Raw genomic sequence first — 17,474 nt, forward strand, 5'->3', positions numbered from 1 at the left:
TTCTCGTCTATAACGCGCTTAGTCAACGACCCGGTATTCGGGGCGTTTGAGCGAGTTGAAATTAGAACCGGAGACCGAACAGTACGCGCCTGTACAGGGGAACACAAACAGGTCGCCTATCTGCTGTTCGGGAATCATCAGCCCGTCGTACATTACATCGAACGAATCGCAGGTCGGACCCGAGAGGACAGAAAGCTTCCCTTCTCCCTGACGGTCTGTCACGACTGGATACTGGCAATGGTCATAGAGGATGCCTGAAAATGTGGAGTAAAGTCCGTCATCGAGGAAATACCACATTTTGCCATCGCGAAACGATTTGCCAATAATCGAGCAGACCAAAGTCACAGGACTCGCGGAAATAAATCTGCCCGGCTCGCTGATAAGTTTTACACCTGGACGGATTTTTTTATCCAAGGCCTTGCGGATAGGAGCGCAGAAATCCTCAGTCGAAGGAATCGGCTCGACATACTGCACCGGGAAGCCGCCGCCGATATCCAATACCCGTGTATTAAATCCGGCAGTATCGAGTTTGCCAATCAATGCCTTTGAGGCATCGATTGCTTTGAGGTAGTTCTCCGACCAGAGGCACTGCGAGCCAATATGGAAAGAGAGGCCGTAGAACTCGTGGCCGGCATCTTCGATTTGTTTGGCCAGCGGAAGAACTTCGTCGACCAGACAGCCAAACTTGAGCTGCAGATTGACCACAGCGGTATTGTTGGTGGCGATTCGAAAGCGAATCATCACTTTGAGTTTCTTATTCGTATAGCGGCGAAATTTTTTCACCTCTTCTTCGTTATCCACAACAAAGACTTCTACTCCGCGGTCAATAGCGCCGTCGAATTCGGCGACACTTTTCACCGGATGGGTATGAATAAGCTCATTGGCTTTGGCGCCGATTTTGAGAACATCGTCGATTTCACCAAGCGAGCAGATATCAAAATGTCCGCCCCGTTTGTAAATCTCCGCGAGAATCACCGGATGGTTGTTGGATTTCACCGCATAGTGAATCCCCACTCGCGGGAGAGCCGCTTTAAGCGAGTCGTAGTTCCGGCCAATCTCGGAGCGGGACAGTAACAGTGTCGGCGTCTCCAGGCCTTTATTTGCGAAATACTCTCGGATAAGAGCAGTGTCTATTCCTCGAAAAACAGGTGTTTCTTCGATGGTCGAGAAATGTAATGAGTGAGTCATTATCGTCTCCCTTCAGTTAGCTTACGGCCGTCTTGGTTAAAAGAACCGGTTTGTGATTGATTACCTCGTCAAACTCGGACGGGATGCCCCGTTTGAGGTCGGTGACAGTCACATTCCCGGCTTTGAGGGCTGACCGCATATATTCAAATGCTTTATATGGGTCGACCGACTCGCCGCAGGTGAAAAAATCAACAGCGGCATAACCATATTCAGGCCATGAGTGGATGGACAAGTGAGATTCGGCGATAACCACCACGCCGGACACACCATGAGGATTGTAGCGATGAAAAACCGACCGGACAATGGTCGCTCCAGATCGGCGAACGGCCTCGTTCATGAACTCCTCAAGTGCGGGCGAATCATCAAGAATCTCGCGGTCGCAGTCGACAAATTCGACAATCAAGTGTCGTCCAAGAATTTTCATTTCCCATTCCCTTTCGCGGTTCACGGGTTGTTACGGTTCACTACATACGCGGCGGAGTCGTTACCCACAGTAACTGAGCCGTCGCGCTGCTCTTATTCATTATCTGGTGAGCCCTGTCGGACTCAAAGTAAAAGCAATGTTTCCTGGGGACCTCAAAGCGGGTGTTGTCAAATCTCAAAGTTATCGTTCCTTTGAGGACATACCCGAACTGTTCTCCCGGTCCAGGCCCCTGTTTGTCGAGCTTTTCGCCGGGGGCCAGTTCAAGCAAAATGGGGTCCATGATGTTGTTGGTGGAACTTGGCACCAACAACTCAAATTTCGCCGCTCCTTTGTCTTCGATGGAGACGCGCTCGGAGGGTGAGAAAACGGTCTGGGTTTCGGCCTTATCACCGAAAAAGTCCGAGAAGGAAATCCCGAGCGCTTCAAGGATGTCTGCAAGCGAGTCAACCGAAATCGAGGTTTGATCATTTTCAAACTGCGATATAAACCCCTTGGTCAGCTTGGAGCGATCGGCTAACTCTTCCTGAGTCAAATCCGATGCAAGCCGCAAAGCCTTTATTTTCGGACCAAGCTGTAATTCCAATTCCGGCTACTTCTCCTTGCAAGTAAAGTTTAATAAACACTGCTTTATAGTTTAATAAACGCGTCCAGTATACCCTGTTGTTCCTGAATGTCAAGAAATATTTTTCGGCTGTGGATAATTTTTTTAAGCCCTGATGGAGATACATGGCAATACATATAGAGGACGAAACCAATTGAGGCGTATTTTCAACCCAAAGTCGCAGTCGCCGACCAAAAAATCTGGTTTCGATATGTCCGCTATAAATTGTTGACAATCACAGGTCAGGTTTATAAACTTTCCTGACGAAGAGAATTTTTGAGGTCTCTGTAATTATAATTACCTAAAGGAGGTATCGTGAGAAAGCCCATATTAATCATCAGCGCTCTGCTGCTCATGGCTTCGTCGACGACGGCCGTGCTGCCGAAATTCGGCATAGGCGTCTTCGGCGGGCTAAACATTCCTGTCGTCCAGCAAGATCAAGGAAACGGGACTTTGTTCGGCGTTCGCGGCAGATTGAAAGTTCTGCCCTTCGCGGTCTTTGAACCCAATGCGACATTCGGAAAATTTGGGGACCCAGATGACATCGAAGGTATAGACCTCGGAAATGGATCTGATTTTAATTCGTTCGGTCTCGATGTTACCCTCGGCGGTCTGCCGGGCGTTGTCGCCTTCAAACCTTTTCTGGTCGTCGGCATTGGCTCGTATACAACCAAGAACGATATGACCAAAGTCGACAACTCAGATGTCGGATACTCGGTTGGATTAGGGGTCGGACTCGGGTTCTCGCCGAAATTTGATATCGATGTCCGCGGCAAGGCGATCATCATTCCCATAGATGAAGGCGGATCGAAGAAAACTATCAACGCCACTGTTGGCCTAACATATAACATTGGCGCCCTTTAAGAGGAGGAGATGCACGTGAAGTACATAAAAAATAAGATTGGCGTGCTCGGACTGATTCTTGCCGGGCTTATCGCCGCAGGATGTCTGGTCTCGGGTACATTTGTTGTGGTCGAAGATTTTAATTTTACAACGGAGGAGGGCTTTTATCGTTATCCCGTTGATATTACTGATAATGCCGATTGGAAAGAGCACAAAGACAAGATCGATCAGATCGATGCTGTCGGCGCCGAGTTCAATATCACCAACAATCAAGGGGGGCCGGTGACTTTTAAGGTCTGGGTTGACGATTTCGGCGCCAACCATGCCTCCGTCGGCGCAGTCGAGGCGAATGCCACGCAGATACTGGAATTGACTGTTCCGGCAGGTAAAAGCAAAGTCACGTATGTTCAATCGCTTAACGCAATTATGAATATAGGTGAGTTGAAGCGGCTCGCGAAATTTGGCCAGTTTGATTATTACGGCACAAGCACGGGCAATAACCCGACAGCCTTTGTAGTCGACTCCGGAAAAGTGATTGTGACTTTCAGCGCAAGCGGGCTCTAGATCGTATTCCCTTTTGTGACAGATAGAACTCCGCTTCAGCAAGCGGGTTTTTTTTATTGTCGATTTAGTGGCTGGCGTACGTCCCATCACGCCTGCCCGCACCGCCACAGTGGGCCGGCGTTGGGGAACAGACTGTGCGTCACGTACCGGAGTGCCTTACGACAATGAAGGGAATACCTTACCGACCCTTTTGGCCCCCGGCATGTTTCGATATTACGTACTACTCGAAAGCGCGAGGCTCTTCGTATAGATTAAATATGAATCCAAACGGATCTACCAGATAACAACAGCCCCCCTTACCTTCCCACCTAACTTCCCGGCATCCGTACTCTGTCAATTCGACACGCGCCTCTTCAAGGTCTGGCACAAGAAACTCCATGATAACATTTCGCGATGGACGGTTATCGATAAAGAGGCGGGTCGGATGGGCATTAAATTCGGCGCTCTCGGGATGTTGGTGAACCAAGGGCAAACCGAGCACATCCCTGTAAAATGTTATCATAGCCTCAGAATCCGGCGATTCAAGGCACAGACAGCGGCTAAATTTATACGGCATCGTGAAACGTTCCTTCCAGATCGTTGGTATCATTTATAGTGCAGAATTGCCTGCTAATGTCGAAACTAAGGGCTCATGAGCAAAGCTGTCAAGTGTTAGAATTGAGCTAAAGTAAATGGCCGTGGTTGGTTAAAAAAATAGTTCATTGAGGTTGACAAGACGCACTTCCGTGAGCATTTTTCTTGTCTAAACAGACCTAAAGGAGGAGATAGAATGAAACGAACAATTATTATTGTTTTATGCGCGGCTTTTGCCCTCAGCAATGTCAGTTGCGGCTGGAGCAAAAAAGCCAAAGGGGCGGCAATCGGAGCCACATCCGGAGCCGTAATCGGCGGCGTCATCGGAAATAAAGCGGGCAATACCGCTGTCGGCGCTATTATCGGCGCGGCCATCGGCGGAGCGGCCGGGGCGTATATCGGAAATTATATGGACAATCAGGCCGAAGAAATGCGCCGCGATCTCGAAGGCGCAACCGTCACACGTGTCGGCGAAGGTATCAAAATCACATTTGCCTCGGGAATCTTATTCGATGTCGACAAATGGAGTTTGCAGCCTGCTGGGGTCGAAAATATCGCACACTTGGCGGCCATTCTTAATAAATATCCTGACACTGAAGTTTTAGTTGAAGGACATACCGATTCCGATGGCTCCGAAGAGCACAATTTGGATCTCTCGCAGAACCGCGCCAACTCTGCAAAGAATTCGCTTGTGAGTAACGGCGTCTCGCCGGGACGTTTGACAACAATGGCGTATGGCGAAGTTCAACCCATAGCGGACAATGTGAGTGATGAAGGCAAGCAAGCGAACCGCCGTGTGGAAATCGCTGTCTTTGCCAATGATAAGTTAAAGAAGGCGGCTCAAGCCGGAGGATGATTTCTTTTTTGAAGATAAAAAGAGATTTTTGAATGACAATATTTTAATCAGATCGGGCGGGAGAGTTTTTCTTCCGCCTTTTTTTTGTTCTTTTTGTGGATGTCGCGGCGGGTCTTGGTCACTTCGAGCGAACAGCGAGGAGTGAGTGTGACCTGACGGTCACATAATTGGCGGGTTCGCGGACGGACCCGCCCTACTTTGGTCAAGACTCGCGGGGCTGGCGCGATCATATAATCGGCGGGTTCGCAGACCCGCCACAGCGGGCAGGCTTCCTCGCCCTACTTAGGACAAGACTCGATCCGCAGCAGCGGACACCTCCGCTATTCTTCTTCTTTTTCTTTCTTAGTCACAGTCGAGCGTTCCTGGACAAGCAGATATGCTTTCAATTGCTCCATCTGGGGATCCGAGAGGCGGTGTTTTGAATAAATTGTCTTATAAAATAGACCTTCGTCCAATGTGAAACAATCTTCGAAGCCGAACTCACGAACCAATTGTGACAGTTCGGCAAATTGATCTCTGTCTTTGGATATCGAGACGAACTTCTCATCGAGACTTATGCGAACCTTTACTTCTCCACGTTCGCCAACCAACTTATCAAGCGATAGGTCCTTCGCGGCGCGGATCAAATCTACCTTGAGCGCCTCTTTCTCAGCTTCAGCTTCTTTCCAGGTTCTATGCGCATCAAGATATCTGTCGACCAATTCGGTGGCCGCCTGGGCTGTCGTTTTCTCCGCGGTTTCGGCGTTGCCGGCTTCGGCAGCCAACAGAGAGCTGTGGCGTTTGGCAGGGCAAAGGTGCTTGAAATCGCAGTAGTTGCACTGAAACCCTTCTTTTGTGGGAAATGTCTCGAGCCGTTCGGCGCGAACTGTATCAAGCACCAAGATCCGAAGCTGTTCGGCTATTTCCTCTATTTCGTCCGGGCGCATCTGATAACAAAACACTTGATTCGGTTTGAGGAAATATTGGCAGAGAACAATGGAGGTGAAATCAGGATATTTTGACTGCACGGCCAGCTGATAGAGACCCATCTGCCACCGAAATGAGGGGTCGCTCGGCCCAAGCGGGAAATGGCTTCCGGTTTTATAATCGCAGATTTCAATAGTGCCATCTTCCCGTTTCCACAGTCTGTCGATTCGAGCTTTGAACTGGAATGGCGACTGAGGAAGCAGAAAAGAGATATTTAGTTCAGCGCCAAGCAATCGTCCCTGATTGAACGGTTTGTAGGTCTCGTAATATTCGGTCAGCATTCGCCGTCCTAGCGCGATATAGTCCTCGACCGTTCTGTTCTCATTATGACTTCGATGCCGAGTTTTTTTGGTTTTTCCCATTCTGCAAGATAGTCTTCAATGAGCTTTTCAAGCGGATAGAGCACACCATCGGCGGCGAGTTGATAGAGGTTGGTAAGTCCGCGGTGTACTGCGCTGCCGAGATAGGCATCGGCGGTTGTCCTCTCGCTGTGCAGTTCTATTTTGTCGAGGTATGAAAATTTGAATTTCTGGGGACAGGAGCGGAAGCTCTCAAGAGCGCTGTGACTATATCTGGAAAGCACGGAGCTAATATAGCCATCGAATGGTCACTCACGCAATCACATAATAGCGCTATTAGACTGGGAGGAGAGCCCGATTCTATTCCGCAAGCACTCGGAAGTGATTGTACCAGTGCCGGCGCACACCGAGCCATGAGCGCTTTTCGGCCTGCAGTCGGCCTCGTGAGGAGAGAGTTGCCACAAGTTCCGGATGCTCAATCAAATCGATTACCCGGTCAGCAAGGGCATTGTGGTTATGAACATCTATGAGCAGGCCGCTTTCACGATCGACAATCATTTCGGCGGTACCGCATCGGTCTGTTGTAATGACAGGAAGTCCGGCATCGAATGCCCAGGCAAGCAGTTCCGGGCGCGGCGCACCAACCCCGGCATTGACAAAAATATCCACGTTGTCAAAAAGCATTCTCAGTTCGCTGTCGCTGGAGTAGCCGATGGCGCGTATTCCGGAGAGACCATCCAGAGTTTGGGAATAATTAATGTTGGAAATAATCGATGAGTTAATCGCGATCGAAAGCTCGGCTCTTGGGTATTTCCGCTTTACGAGGCTGAAGGCGCGGATGACAGACCGAAGGTTCGCCGTGCCGGGCTCGTTTTCGACAACCAGCATATGCGGCTGAACTTCAGTGATGATCCGACAGTCCGTTGACTGGATTTCGACCGGCAAATCCAGCTTCTCGGCCCGAATTTCATTGCGCCTGAAAAGCTCCGTTTCGAACGAACTGCTCACCAATAATCTGTCGGCAAGGCGGCAGACCGGGAGGATGAGAAATCCATATCTCTCAAACTCGATCTCCATATCACTTGAGCGATAATACAGTGAGACCTTTTTACCAAAGAGTTTCGCAAGAATTATAAGCGGCAGGAAGCATGTTAAAAGAGTGAGAGCGTTATTTGCGATAAACATGACAATTCTGTAGTTTTCCATGACCCGTATGAAATTGGGAACAGAAATAAGGGTGTTTGTCAAACTTCGGATAGCATATCGAATGGTTCCTCTGCGGCCCGGACTTCTCTTAATTTGCGGAGTCAGCGATAGATACCCGGCTGTTTGTTGTTCATCGAGGAATAAAGTCACAAGTTGTTGGGAAGATGAAACGGAATCCCTTGAGTTGTTCTCAAAACAATCGGTAATTAGCAAAGGAGCAAGCTTTTCATGGCTGGCTTCTCTGACGCCGGAGATTTCCGGCGATTCTGTTGGAAAAATGACTCTATTATCTTGTGAACTACTCATAATCTTTTTGCTCGATAGCTTCTGTCTCAGCTTATACTCAACAATAGGTCTATCGCTCCAAAGATTAACTTAGCTGAGTATGTCAGTGAAATGACAGGGGAGGATTGTGACTGAATGGAAACCGGACTATATCACAATAAATTGTTATCAATTAATGATTTAACGCTAAATTCTAGGAGGCCCGTCATGGCGGATTGAGGACCTTGGAGTTCCTTCACCAGTGATAAGTCTCGCTCCGCGATTTCGAGTGAAATAATTCCACGTCCATTGAACGAAAACCAGTAGCCTATTCTCAAACTCGACAAGATACATGAGATGGACAAACGTCCAAAGCAACCATGCCATCAATCCGGAAATACGGATACGGCCAAAATCGGCGACAGCAGAAGCGCGTCCAATTGTCGCTAAGACTCCCTTATTTCGATAATGGTACCTACCGACAGGTTTTCCTTCGATTCGATTTTTTATTAATCGTGCGACATACCGCGCTTGTGACATCGCGACCGGGGCAATTCCTGGAAGCGGAGAGCCTGTCTGGTGTACATAGAGCGCCAAATCGCCGATAACAAAGACATTGGGCCGTCCGTGAATACTCAAGTCCGGTTCGACTTTGATTCGTCCTGCGCTATCAATAAGTTCATCGTTTCCTTCCACTATGGCCTTGCCCAATGGGGATGCCTTTACTCCCGCGCTCCAAAGAATTGTCTTTGCAGCAATCGGGAATGTTGTTTCTCCTCGACGCACCGTTACCCCTTCGGAAGTGATGTTGACGATTCTTGCTCCCAATTCTACTTTGATATGGATTTTTTCGAGTGACTTTAAGGCGGCGCGGGAAAGATCTTCGGGAAACGTGGTCAGTATTCGTGGCGCCCCCTCGACTAAAATAATTTGAGCCTGACGTGGGTCAATGTGCCGGAAATCCCGTTTGAGTGTGTCAAATGCAATCTCACTCAAAGATCCCGCAAGTTCCACTCCGGTCGGACCGGCTCCAACAATAACAAATGTCAGCAGAGCTTTACGAGCGGAATCGTCCGTCTCCCGCTCAGCTCTTTCAAATGCGGTAAATATGCGAGTGCGGATTTCAAGCGCGTCCTCGATTGTTTTGAGTCCGGGCGCGATTTCTCGCCATTGTTCATTCCCGTAATAATCATGGCTCGAGCCGGTGGCTACGACCAATGTGTCAAAGTCGATTTCACCGTCTGTTAAAATGACCTTTTGGCGCGGGTAATCGATGTCAACCGCTTCGCCCATCAGAACAAAAGTATTCTTGTTTTTTTTGAGCACGGATCGAAGCGGCGATGCGATATCGCCCGGGGATAAACCGCCCGTTGCGACTTGGTAGAGCAATGGCTGGAAGAGATGAAAATTGCGTTTATCAATGAGCGTAATGCGCGCTGGAGCGCGTTTGAGCGCTTTGGCAAGATACAGCCCGCCAAATCCACCTCCGATAATAACTATTCTCTGCATTAGCCGCTTCTTTCAGATTATTATTACAATAAACTTATCATAATTTTATACGCAAATCAATCTTGGCGCTGGGACTGTCGGCTATGGATGCCGCTCGCGATGCCGCTATCGCCCGTTTCCGGCCAATTCACATGACCAGCCTTTCCACCACACTCGGTACTTTGCCTCGGTTGAGTTCCAGCTAATCTTTACTCCAAAGTATGGATTCCAATACTGTACTTCATAGTAATGTTTTATTTTGCCAAAAGATTGTTGACATCTTTCTATTTGAAATGATATTGCATGTGAGCGGAACTTGATCGTAGTGATCAATAACTGATGGGAGATAGTCTCGTGGCGTCACATGTGCTTGGTTTTCTTTCAAGGGCTCCAATAACTCGAAACAGAATAAAGATCACTAGTGGTTACTTGTTGTTTTGAAACTGTCGGTCTGAGGTTACGATTTGTATGTTGCCGATCATTATAGTCATTAGTATCGGACTGGCGATAATTATTACGGCCAGACCGGAGATAACAAGGAACCCGGGAGGGAAAATATTAGCCTTTCTCGCGCTCTTTGTCCTGCCTTCGGTGAGTGGTGTCTGGGGTGTGGCGGCGCATCTTGAACAGTCTAAAAAAACAGTGTTTTGTCTTTCGTGTCACCCCATGTATGAATATGGAAAGAGTCTGCTGGTTGACGATGCCGAATTCGTTCCCGCTGTTCATTACCAAAACAATTTTATTCCGCGAGATAAGGCATGCTATACATGCCACACCGACTATACCCTGTACGGAGATTTAAACTCTAAAATCCGCGGTTTGCGTCATCTTATGGTCTTCTACAGCGGGAATATCCCGGATACGTTGCAGTTGTACTCACCGTACAACAACCGCGAATGCCTGAACTGTCACTCCGGCATGCGTAAATTTGAAGAAAGCAGCCCACATATCGAGACACCAATGACACGAGATTCATTGAGTCTCAATACGCTTTCGTGCTTAAGCAGTGGTTGCCACGATGTTATTCACGATGTTCACAACCTTGATGATGTAGCTCTCTACAACGATTCACTCTAATCATGGCCACCAGAACTAAAATAGAATGGCGTCTTCGTTTTTCAGGAGCACTTATCTGTATTGGCTTGCTGGTGGAGATCATTACGCTATTCTGGACTCACCCAACCATCTTTCTTATGTATCTCATTGCAGGCGGTTCATTTCTCGCTGTAGGTATACTCCTGTATCTTTTGGCGCTGATTCCTTCCGATAAGTCTTAAAATGAAAGCCCAACGATAACCAAAGAAGGTTTCATATGTCGCTGATTACATGGCAAACGTTTCGATGGAAATTGTCTGAATTGGCTCGCGAGCCGTGTGATCATATTTAGCACTTCGAACGCACAGCGGAATTGAAAACTAAAACTAAGTCAACCCTATCACTTTATGAGGACTATATGAGAAAGTATTTGCTAACTATGCAGACCATCACAGCTTTCCTGGTACCGATGATCGTTGTCCTGTTCATCTCGGTTGAAAGTGTGGTGGCAGTAAGTCAGTGGTCGCGCGAAACTGGTATGCCGTGCGTGACTTGTCACACCGTTTTCCCCCGTCTCAATTCAGTCGGTGAGGACTATCTCCGGAACGGGTATCAGTTGATGGCCGCCCATGACCAAGAGCCAAACAAGGAAGAGGTCTTCCTAAAGAGGGTTTCGGATATCTTTGGTTTCCGGGTCAACGTAACACCGGTTCAAATAGAAACTAACGCGTTTCAAGAGGACTCTGCAGCAGACAAAGGCACACGGGTGACTCTTGGTAATCCTATCTGGCTCCAAATGTTTGTCGCCGGATCGGTGTACAAGGACATATCCTTTTTCTCGGAACTGGAAAACAGCGTTGGTTCGTTCAAGTTCGCTTGGTTCTATTGGAACTTCACAAATATTGCGAATACACGGGGTCTCAACTTCCAAGTTGGTAATATTTCTCCTCTGGAATTTGCCTCGTTCCCCAATCGGCTCCCACAGTTCCCTGCGTTGAAGGCTGAAGTAATGCTTAAGAAATCATCGGATGGCAAGGGTGAAGAGTCCGTTGATATGTCAAGCGCCCGTCCGGGGCTTCAATACTATGGATATAATGATTGGCTGTTGACTTATGCCGGAGTTTCCCCGGGAACAAAAGCTACTGACATCAACCAGTATCTGCAGTACTGGGGTGGCTTGGTATTCCGCCTACCGGACAATACAATTCGAGGCTTTGAAGGAAGCACCGCAACTCTTCATGTATATAAGGGGACGGACACCAAATTTACCGGCTTTACTCCTTCAGCCACCGTCACAGTCGATACTGTCCAGCGCAAGAACGAATTCATTCGTTTCTCTCCGCAGATAAATATCAGGTACCTTGACAAACTTGATATCCAGGCGGCATATGTGTCTGCTAAAGACGACAATTGGAGGTTTGGAACGACGAACCAGGAGGAGTGGAAGTTTAGCGGTGTTGGTATCGAAGCCGGATACATGCCGAATCCTCGGTGGCACCTGGGATTGCACTACGACTACTATTCGTCTGATAGCGCCTTTGCGTCGGGAACCTATGCTGGAGAGCCAGTTTGGCAGTATCAACGCATCGTACCTGGAATAACTTACATTATTAACCAGAATATTCGCTTTACTACTTACTACGAAAAAGATCTCTCCGACGACAGAGGGTTTGATCTGTCAAACAAGCTGTATCTGAATATGCGGGCTATGTTCTAGCCCGTAGAGGCGCTTAGTTAGTGCTATCTTCAGGGTCGAGAGATTTGGCTTTCGACCCTGAGTGAAAAGAAAGATGAAAGTACGCGAAACCAAGTAGCGAAGGATGCCCATTATGAAGTCTATGACGATCATCATTTTCACTGTTGTCGCTATTGCCCTCACGTCGGTCGGCATGATGTCAGAGGACAAACAGGCGGAGAAGTCAGCGCTGGACGGCAAGGTGATTTTTACATCTGCCAAGTGCGGCACGTGTCACTACGTGAGCAAATTTGAGCTCGGCAAAAAGCCGGTGGAAGGGAAGCCCAACGCCGCTCCCGACCTGTCAACAGTTGGGTCTAAATATCCAGTCGCATTCATGACGAAGTACCTTAGGAAGTCAGAGTCGATCAAGGGGAAGAAGCATATGGTTTCTTTTAAAGGTTCCGACGTGGAGTTATCGGCTCTGGTTGGCTGGCTTGACTCGCTTAAAGAAAAGACAAACAAGTAGTTTAGCAGGCGATGGATCTGCAAAGAGAAGGCCAGACGAGATCTCTGGCCTTTTTTCTGTATCCCTATCCTGCCTCATAGAATTGTGTCCTTCGTGATGCTTCTCCGCGCACCACCTCACGGACCGCCGCCCCGCCCTTCTGTTGTATACTGCGTCTGACTGATCTGCCACTTGTCCGCCGCCGCGGATTCTCCCACCGGCAGGCCAGACAAACCTTCCAGTACAATCTTGGCTTTGGTCTTGCTATCCCAGTTCCGCTTCTTCATGACAATTCTCCTTTGTGAAAACTGCCACAAGATACTTCCTTCAGATCAGCTACGCACTAATGGGGAACAGTATAGGTTCTGATTCAGCAAGAATTAAGAAGACTATCGATTACAGCAGGTTCGGTCTGTGGAGTTCAGCAATCTCACGAGCTTGGATATAACGTGCCTCGGCGCCGCAACTTTTGACGACCTTGAGAAGTCCACGAATATTATTCTTCATATAGTCCAGTGAATAAAGCGAACTTTTGTTTTCGATAACTTCGTCAGGATGAAAGTATGTGACAAAGAAAACTTGATCCGAATTACGAAGTGTGCGTCGCAACTGGTCGAGAAGAGGCTGAAAAAGATTAGGTCGTCCGGTTATCGTTATCCAGTAGGCGGGGCGTCTCAATGAATTAATTATCTGCCCCGGGCGGTACATCTTGAGAGCTAATGCCAGTCCGGCCACCATCCCCCATCGAAATGATTCAGCTGTAAAATTCGGCGCTTCCAAGAGCGGAACAGATTCAGTCACAGTGTGTGCTTCTCGACGATAGTCGTCCCGAGACGGATAATACGGCCGGTTGGGCGACGAAAACCAGTCGAAATAATTCACACCTCGTCCTTGAACACTCGGCGGCCTAACAGCCATACCCGAAAGGGCGCTGAATTCAAGTTTGACCCCAAGTTTCTCCAGAGTAGCAAACGTCTCATTATTGTGATAACCCCAGCCCATTTTGGCCGACTTGGCGCGCCCGGGCAAAACCTGTTGGTACTCGCTATGGGCCACCCTCAGCATATCTGTCTGCCATTTTTTGTCGCTCCATTCCTGATACCACTGCTGTGACTTCGTATCTTGACGCCAAAAATGAGGGTGCCATCCGAGTTCATCGCCACTGCGCTCAAGTTCCAGCAGGAAATCCTTGTGCGCGGACAGCACTGATGAGTATGCCCCAAGATAGCGCTTTATCTGATCGTCAACTCTTAAACACCAGGTAAACACAGGCTTTTTGCCAACAGCATCAATAAGCTCTTTCAGTTGTTCTTTTGTTCTGGGAATGCCGTGTAGCATCCCCGTCCAACTGAGTTCATCATCCCGCACACCGGGTATGAATTTGGAGCGGTCTGGATCGGTATCGCAACCGATGACAATATAGACAATCTTTTTCTGGGGCATTATGCGGTAGGGGAAGAGAAGTTATCGAAAGTTGACATACTGCATATGGATGCCGAAATCATGTTCCTTCAGCTTCGCGATTATGGTCTGAAGGTCGTCTTTCTTCTGTCCTGAAACTCTGACCTGCGCGTCCTGTATTGCGGCCTGGACTCGAATTTTTGTCTCTTTAATATATTTCACAATCTCTTTAGCCTTTTCTTTTTCAATCCCCGACTGGATATCAATCCGCTGACGGGCCATCCCCTGGGTTGCTTCCTCGACCGTCTTATAGGTCATGGCTTTGAGGGATACACTCCGCTTGATAAGTTTGTCCTGCAGAATATCGACCACACTTCGCAGTTTGAATTCGTCGTCGGCCAGCGCAATCATATGATTTTCCTCCTGATTGAGGGTAATCGAGCTTTTGCTACCCTTGAAATCGTAGCGGGTCTGTATCTCTTTTGTGACCTGATTGACGGCATTAAGAACTTCCGACATGTCCACTTTTGAGACAATATCAAATGAAAACGACTGAGCCATTACGACTTCCTTCCCGCTATTAGAATCATTGAGCCTACCCTAAGCTTTTTGCCAATGGTGACATACGTGAGAATAAAGTATATAGGCGGCTATTTTATCAAGGTAAAACAGGCGAGAGTAATATGTGCATGATTCAGACAATTGCCCGTCTTTGACGATAAATCGATGAGACTTGCGTATAACAGGGAAATGGACGATATTACCAGTATGTACAAAACGCATTCCAGCAACGATACTGCTCGATTCTCACTCTACACCCGACTTTTTATTATTTTCCTGATAACGCTTATCACTTTTAATAACGGCTGGACGGTCTGCATTAATTCTGGAGCATGCAATCTCCAATTCGACAGCGAATCAGCCGAAGAAACATCCACCGAACTGTGCGCAAATAATTGTTGTCCAGCTCCAGATGATAGGTCATCGATCCCATACGACCATTGCTGTCTCTTTGTCACAGCGGATGGGATACAGCCAGTTGACCTCACACTTTGCCGCACAGCCTCTGACCAGTCGGATCCGGCACTCCATGAGGCGCCTCTCACAGACGATATAATTTACTACTCAAAGATTGCTGACTCAGAACATTTCTACGGCGTTTTTGAACCGCCTCTCTGCCAATCGGGACTTCGCGCCCCTCCAATTAACAGCTAATAGCTGTTGTTTTCGTTTTTACATAAACATTTTTGATTTGGAGAATAGCGTATGCGTCAATTTATGATGCTTGCCGCATCTCTGTTTTTGTTCGGTGGAATTGCCGTTGCGGACGATTCAGACACTGCAAAAGATTCCACCGTCCAAAAGCCGGATCGGCCAAAAGTCTCGCTCGTCCCCCGTTGAGTGGGCTGACCGGGCGAAGGCTCGCCGCTCCGTGGGAGCGGCTTCGATGCAAAATTTAATATCTCCGGACGGTTTGTCGACACCGAGTTTGACCGGCCGCGCTGGAGATTCACCGCGACCTACAGCGTCCTGCCAAAGATACAGGTCGGCATTGAATACAATCCGGTGGTTAAAGAAATTGTGCCGCTTGGGAACTGGTTCATTCTGACCGAGAGTCCAAAAAGACCCTCGCTGATGTTCGGATTCAGTTCCGATAGAATCGGAACAACAAAAGGGAATTTGCAGTATTACCTCGTTGTCGGAAAATACCTGCCGTGGCTGAGACTTGCTCCGTATGCCGGAATTCAATATTCAGACAACGATGAAGGGATTAATTATCCGTTTGGAGCAAATATCGAGATTTCCAGCAAGTTCTCGCTCATGCCGATGTATGACGGAAACCGATCGCATTTGGTCGGCAACTATTATATAAATGACAGAGTCGGCTTGAGCCTGCTCTGGCTGTGGTATGAACAGGCAGGGATTTCGGTCTTTGTTGGTTTTTGAATTATGGAGAAAGTGTTGAAACATAAAGGAACGTCTATGAAACAGATTTTGAGACTAATGGCTGTATCAATGCTGATCTTGATCGCACAGAGCAATATCGTCTCTGCCCAGACGACGGCCCATCCCGAGAAGGCCGTCTGCGCAGTCTGCTCTGCAAGAGGCACAATGCACGGCGAAGAAAAAGTTGCCGGAGTCAGCGAGTACGAAGGCAAATCATACTACTTTTGCAATCTGACCTGCAAAGAGGAGTTCGATGCCGACCCGCTGTCATTCCTGCCGCCCGTGCTTCCGCGCGAAGCCATGCCGATTGTTCTGCCTCGGCTCGATGGAACAGTTGACTCACTGGCCGCCTATCACGGCAAAGTGGTGCTTATCGATTTCTGGGCGCCTTGGTGCAAACCGTGTGTGGAGATGGCCGATGATATAGTGAAGTTGCACAAGAAATATTCCGAAAGCGGCTTCACTGTCTTAGGAATAGCCATTGACGAAGAGAAGCCTGAAAAGGTAAAGAAGTATGTCGACAAGAAAAAGATCCCTTATCCGCTTTTTCTTGATAACGGCGCAGATCCGGTATGGAAACAGATGCATATTTCCGGTATACCGGCGCTCTTTCTGATTGACGAGAATGGGATGATTGTCAAGCAGTGGAACGCCAAGACTGACTATAAGGAACTTGAAGCGGCAGTCATTGCACAGTTGGCAAAAATATCAGAGAGCAACTGACAGAGTGAATCAGAACTTTCGACAAAAATAAAGCTGGTGCACGGGGACGTACACCAGCCGCCTGAATATTGGAAATATTCGCGCGGGACATCCTAGTCGCGCACGAAAAGACAATCAGACAGAGGCGCCTGACTGCATAGAAAAGTCGGGTGGCCCGCCCCTTAGTGCGGGTTTCATTGTATCGAAGAAAAAGACCCGCGGGGCATAAGAATGACCCGCGCTACAAGACTAAGACAACTGAGATTGCCATCCGCCACCGGCGGACGTCTAAGAAGCCGCGGCTCGCAATGACGATGTTGGAATTTTGGCTATGATATCGGGTACAATACTCCACCGAGGCTAAGTCGGCCACAAGAATTAATGTAGGCACTCATACCACGTCATTGCGAGGAGTGACTTTCATAAGTCACGACGTGGCAATCTCATATTCTCTTCTCTGGGTCTTGCAGCGAGTCTGCACCCGCAGATGCAGGCACGTCAAGACAGTCGGGCATCCGCCGCAGCGGACGGTGTGATCTCATTCTTTCCATGGTGTCGGGCGCCCCCCGCCCGACACTATAAGTATATCGCCAGGCGGGGGCGTCTGACGACACCACCAAGGCAATTCAAAATAGCCCCCGTGTCGCGCCCGTGTTAGCCCATTTGCTCACCGCTTGATTCCCCTAATTCTTGCCGCACGCTGCTCAAGCTTTTCAGCTTCCTTCTCTCGCTCGGTGGCTCGATACAGCGCTGCCATATTTTCAAGGCTCCCGGCCACATTGGGATGGTCTGGACCGAGGGCCTTCTCCCTAATCTCCAGCGCACGCTTGTACAGCGGCTCGGCCAGCGCGTACTGGCCTTGGGTGTTGTAGAGAAACGCAAGGTTGTTCAGGCTCAAGGCCACATCGGGATGGTCTGGACCGAGGGCCTTCTC

The 17,474-nt window shown here is 48.6% G+C and carries 22 protein-coding genes; 10 read left to right on the top strand and 12 right to left on the bottom strand.

What is annotated here, in order from left to right; translation table 11 throughout:
- Positions 1–18: 18 nt before the first annotated feature.
- Genes SGI97_05050 through SGI97_05060 form a run of 3 tightly spaced genes read right to left on the bottom strand, consistent with a single transcriptional unit; the run spans position 19 to position 2,195 of the window.
- Entirely contained in the window at positions 19–1,188 is a 1,170-nt protein-coding gene (locus tag SGI97_05050) for a type III PLP-dependent enzyme (protein MDZ4723252.1), read from the bottom strand.
- 16 nt (positions 1,189–1,204) lie between these two features.
- Complete coding sequence (gene speD, locus SGI97_05055) at positions 1,205–1,612, bottom strand: adenosylmethionine decarboxylase (GenBank protein MDZ4723253.1); 408 nt, start codon at positions 1,610–1,612, stop codon at positions 1,205–1,207.
- A 40-nt stretch (positions 1,613–1,652) separates the two neighbouring features.
- On the bottom strand, positions 1,653–2,195 hold the full coding sequence (locus SGI97_05060; protein MDZ4723254.1) for an XRE family transcriptional regulator: 543 nt from the start codon (positions 2,193–2,195) through the stop codon (positions 1,653–1,655).
- Positions 2,196–2,528: 333 nt separating this feature from the next.
- On the opposite strand from SGI97_05060, the gene SGI97_05065 reads away from it, so the two are divergent.
- Positions 2,529–3,077 carry an outer membrane beta-barrel protein gene (locus SGI97_05065; GenBank protein MDZ4723255.1) on the top strand — a complete coding sequence of 183 codons (549 nt, stop codon included), beginning with the start codon at positions 2,529–2,531 and terminating at the stop codon, positions 3,075–3,077.
- 15 nt (positions 3,078–3,092) lie between these two features.
- Complete coding sequence (locus tag SGI97_05070; protein MDZ4723256.1) at positions 3,093–3,620, top strand: hypothetical protein; 528 nt, start codon at positions 3,093–3,095, stop codon at positions 3,618–3,620.
- 220 nt (positions 3,621–3,840) lie between these two features.
- Here SGI97_05070 and SGI97_05075 read toward each other — a convergent pair whose 3' ends face one another.
- Positions 3,841–4,176 carry a VOC family protein gene (locus SGI97_05075; protein MDZ4723257.1) on the bottom strand — a complete coding sequence of 112 codons (336 nt, stop codon included), beginning with the start codon at positions 4,174–4,176 and terminating at the stop codon, positions 3,841–3,843.
- Positions 4,177–4,389: 213 nt separating this feature from the next.
- On the opposite strand from SGI97_05075, the gene SGI97_05080 reads away from it, so the two are divergent.
- Positions 4,390–5,049, top strand: coding sequence for an OmpA family protein (locus SGI97_05080; GenBank protein ID MDZ4723258.1), 660 nt, complete (start codon positions 4,390–4,392; stop codon positions 5,047–5,049).
- A gap of 320 nt (positions 5,050–5,369) precedes the next feature.
- Here SGI97_05080 and SGI97_05085 read toward each other — a convergent pair whose 3' ends face one another.
- The 4 genes from SGI97_05085 to SGI97_05100 all read right to left on the bottom strand — a co-directional run bounded on the left by SGI97_05085 (position 5,370) and on the right by SGI97_05100 (position 9,293).
- Complete coding sequence (locus tag SGI97_05085; GenBank protein MDZ4723259.1) at positions 5,370–6,296, bottom strand: PD-(D/E)XK nuclease family protein; 927 nt, start codon at positions 6,294–6,296, stop codon at positions 5,370–5,372.
- A gap of 8 nt (positions 6,297–6,304) precedes the next feature.
- On the bottom strand, positions 6,305–6,598 hold the full coding sequence (locus tag SGI97_05090) for a PD-(D/E)XK nuclease family protein (GenBank protein ID MDZ4723260.1): 294 nt from the start codon (positions 6,596–6,598) through the stop codon (positions 6,305–6,307).
- A 76-nt stretch (positions 6,599–6,674) separates the two neighbouring features.
- Positions 6,675–7,826 carry a glycosyltransferase family 4 protein gene (locus SGI97_05095; protein ID MDZ4723261.1) on the bottom strand — a complete coding sequence of 384 codons (1,152 nt, stop codon included), beginning with the start codon at positions 7,824–7,826 and terminating at the stop codon, positions 6,675–6,677.
- 165 nt (positions 7,827–7,991) lie between these two features.
- Positions 7,992–9,293, bottom strand: coding sequence for an NAD(P)/FAD-dependent oxidoreductase (locus SGI97_05100; protein MDZ4723262.1), 1,302 nt, complete (start codon positions 9,291–9,293; stop codon positions 7,992–7,994).
- A gap of 447 nt (positions 9,294–9,740) precedes the next feature.
- On the opposite strand from SGI97_05100, the gene SGI97_05105 reads away from it, so the two are divergent.
- The 3 genes from SGI97_05105 (at position 9,741) to SGI97_05115 (ending at position 12,511) form a co-directional block, all read left to right on the top strand.
- Positions 9,741–10,349, top strand: coding sequence for a NapC/NirT family cytochrome c (locus SGI97_05105; protein ID MDZ4723263.1), 609 nt, complete (start codon positions 9,741–9,743; stop codon positions 10,347–10,349).
- A gap of 376 nt (positions 10,350–10,725) precedes the next feature.
- Positions 10,726–12,024, top strand: a complete 1,299-nt coding sequence (locus SGI97_05110) for a hypothetical protein (GenBank protein ID MDZ4723264.1) — start codon at positions 10,726–10,728, stop codon at positions 12,022–12,024.
- A gap of 112 nt (positions 12,025–12,136) precedes the next feature.
- The gene (locus SGI97_05115; GenBank protein ID MDZ4723265.1) at positions 12,137–12,511 is read left to right on the top strand and encodes a c-type cytochrome; all 375 of its coding nucleotides are present in this window, start codon (positions 12,137–12,139) and stop codon (positions 12,509–12,511) included.
- A 116-nt stretch (positions 12,512–12,627) separates the two neighbouring features.
- Here SGI97_05115 and SGI97_05120 read toward each other — a convergent pair whose 3' ends face one another.
- From SGI97_05120 to SGI97_05130, 3 genes are all read right to left on the bottom strand, one after another.
- A complete protein-coding gene (locus SGI97_05120) occupies positions 12,628–12,777 on the bottom strand; it encodes a hypothetical protein (GenBank protein ID MDZ4723266.1) in 150 nt (49 codons plus the stop codon).
- 109 nt (positions 12,778–12,886) lie between these two features.
- Positions 12,887–13,933 (bottom strand): hypothetical protein, encoded by a 1,047-nt coding sequence (locus SGI97_05125; GenBank protein ID MDZ4723267.1) that lies wholly within the window; start codon positions 13,931–13,933, stop codon positions 12,887–12,889.
- 21 nt (positions 13,934–13,954) lie between these two features.
- The gene (locus tag SGI97_05130) at positions 13,955–14,452 is read right to left on the bottom strand and encodes a YajQ family cyclic di-GMP-binding protein (GenBank protein MDZ4723268.1); all 498 of its coding nucleotides are present in this window, start codon (positions 14,450–14,452) and stop codon (positions 13,955–13,957) included.
- Between the two features lie 165 nt (positions 14,453–14,617).
- On the opposite strand from SGI97_05130, the gene SGI97_05135 reads away from it, so the two are divergent.
- From SGI97_05135 to SGI97_05150, 4 genes are all read left to right on the top strand, one after another.
- Entirely contained in the window at positions 14,618–15,106 is a 489-nt protein-coding gene (locus tag SGI97_05135; GenBank protein MDZ4723269.1) for a hypothetical protein, read from the top strand.
- 51 nt (positions 15,107–15,157) lie between these two features.
- On the top strand, positions 15,158–15,292 hold the full coding sequence (locus SGI97_05140; GenBank protein ID MDZ4723270.1) for a hypothetical protein: 135 nt from the start codon (positions 15,158–15,160) through the stop codon (positions 15,290–15,292).
- A gap of 165 nt (positions 15,293–15,457) precedes the next feature.
- Positions 15,458–15,838 carry a hypothetical protein gene (locus SGI97_05145; GenBank protein MDZ4723271.1) on the top strand — a complete coding sequence of 127 codons (381 nt, stop codon included), beginning with the start codon at positions 15,458–15,460 and terminating at the stop codon, positions 15,836–15,838.
- A 36-nt stretch (positions 15,839–15,874) separates the two neighbouring features.
- Entirely contained in the window at positions 15,875–16,561 is a 687-nt protein-coding gene (locus SGI97_05150; GenBank protein MDZ4723272.1) for a redoxin family protein, read from the top strand.
- 646 nt (positions 16,562–17,207) lie between these two features.
- Here the strand turns inward: SGI97_05150 and SGI97_05155 are convergent.
- On the bottom strand, positions 17,208–17,474 hold a 267-nt coding region (locus SGI97_05155), incomplete at its 5' end, for a tetratricopeptide repeat protein (protein MDZ4723273.1).

This window comes from Candidatus Zixiibacteriota bacterium (genome assembly GCA_034439475.1).
GTDB lineage: Bacteria > Zixibacteria > MSB-5A5 > GN15 > FEB-12 > JAWXAN01.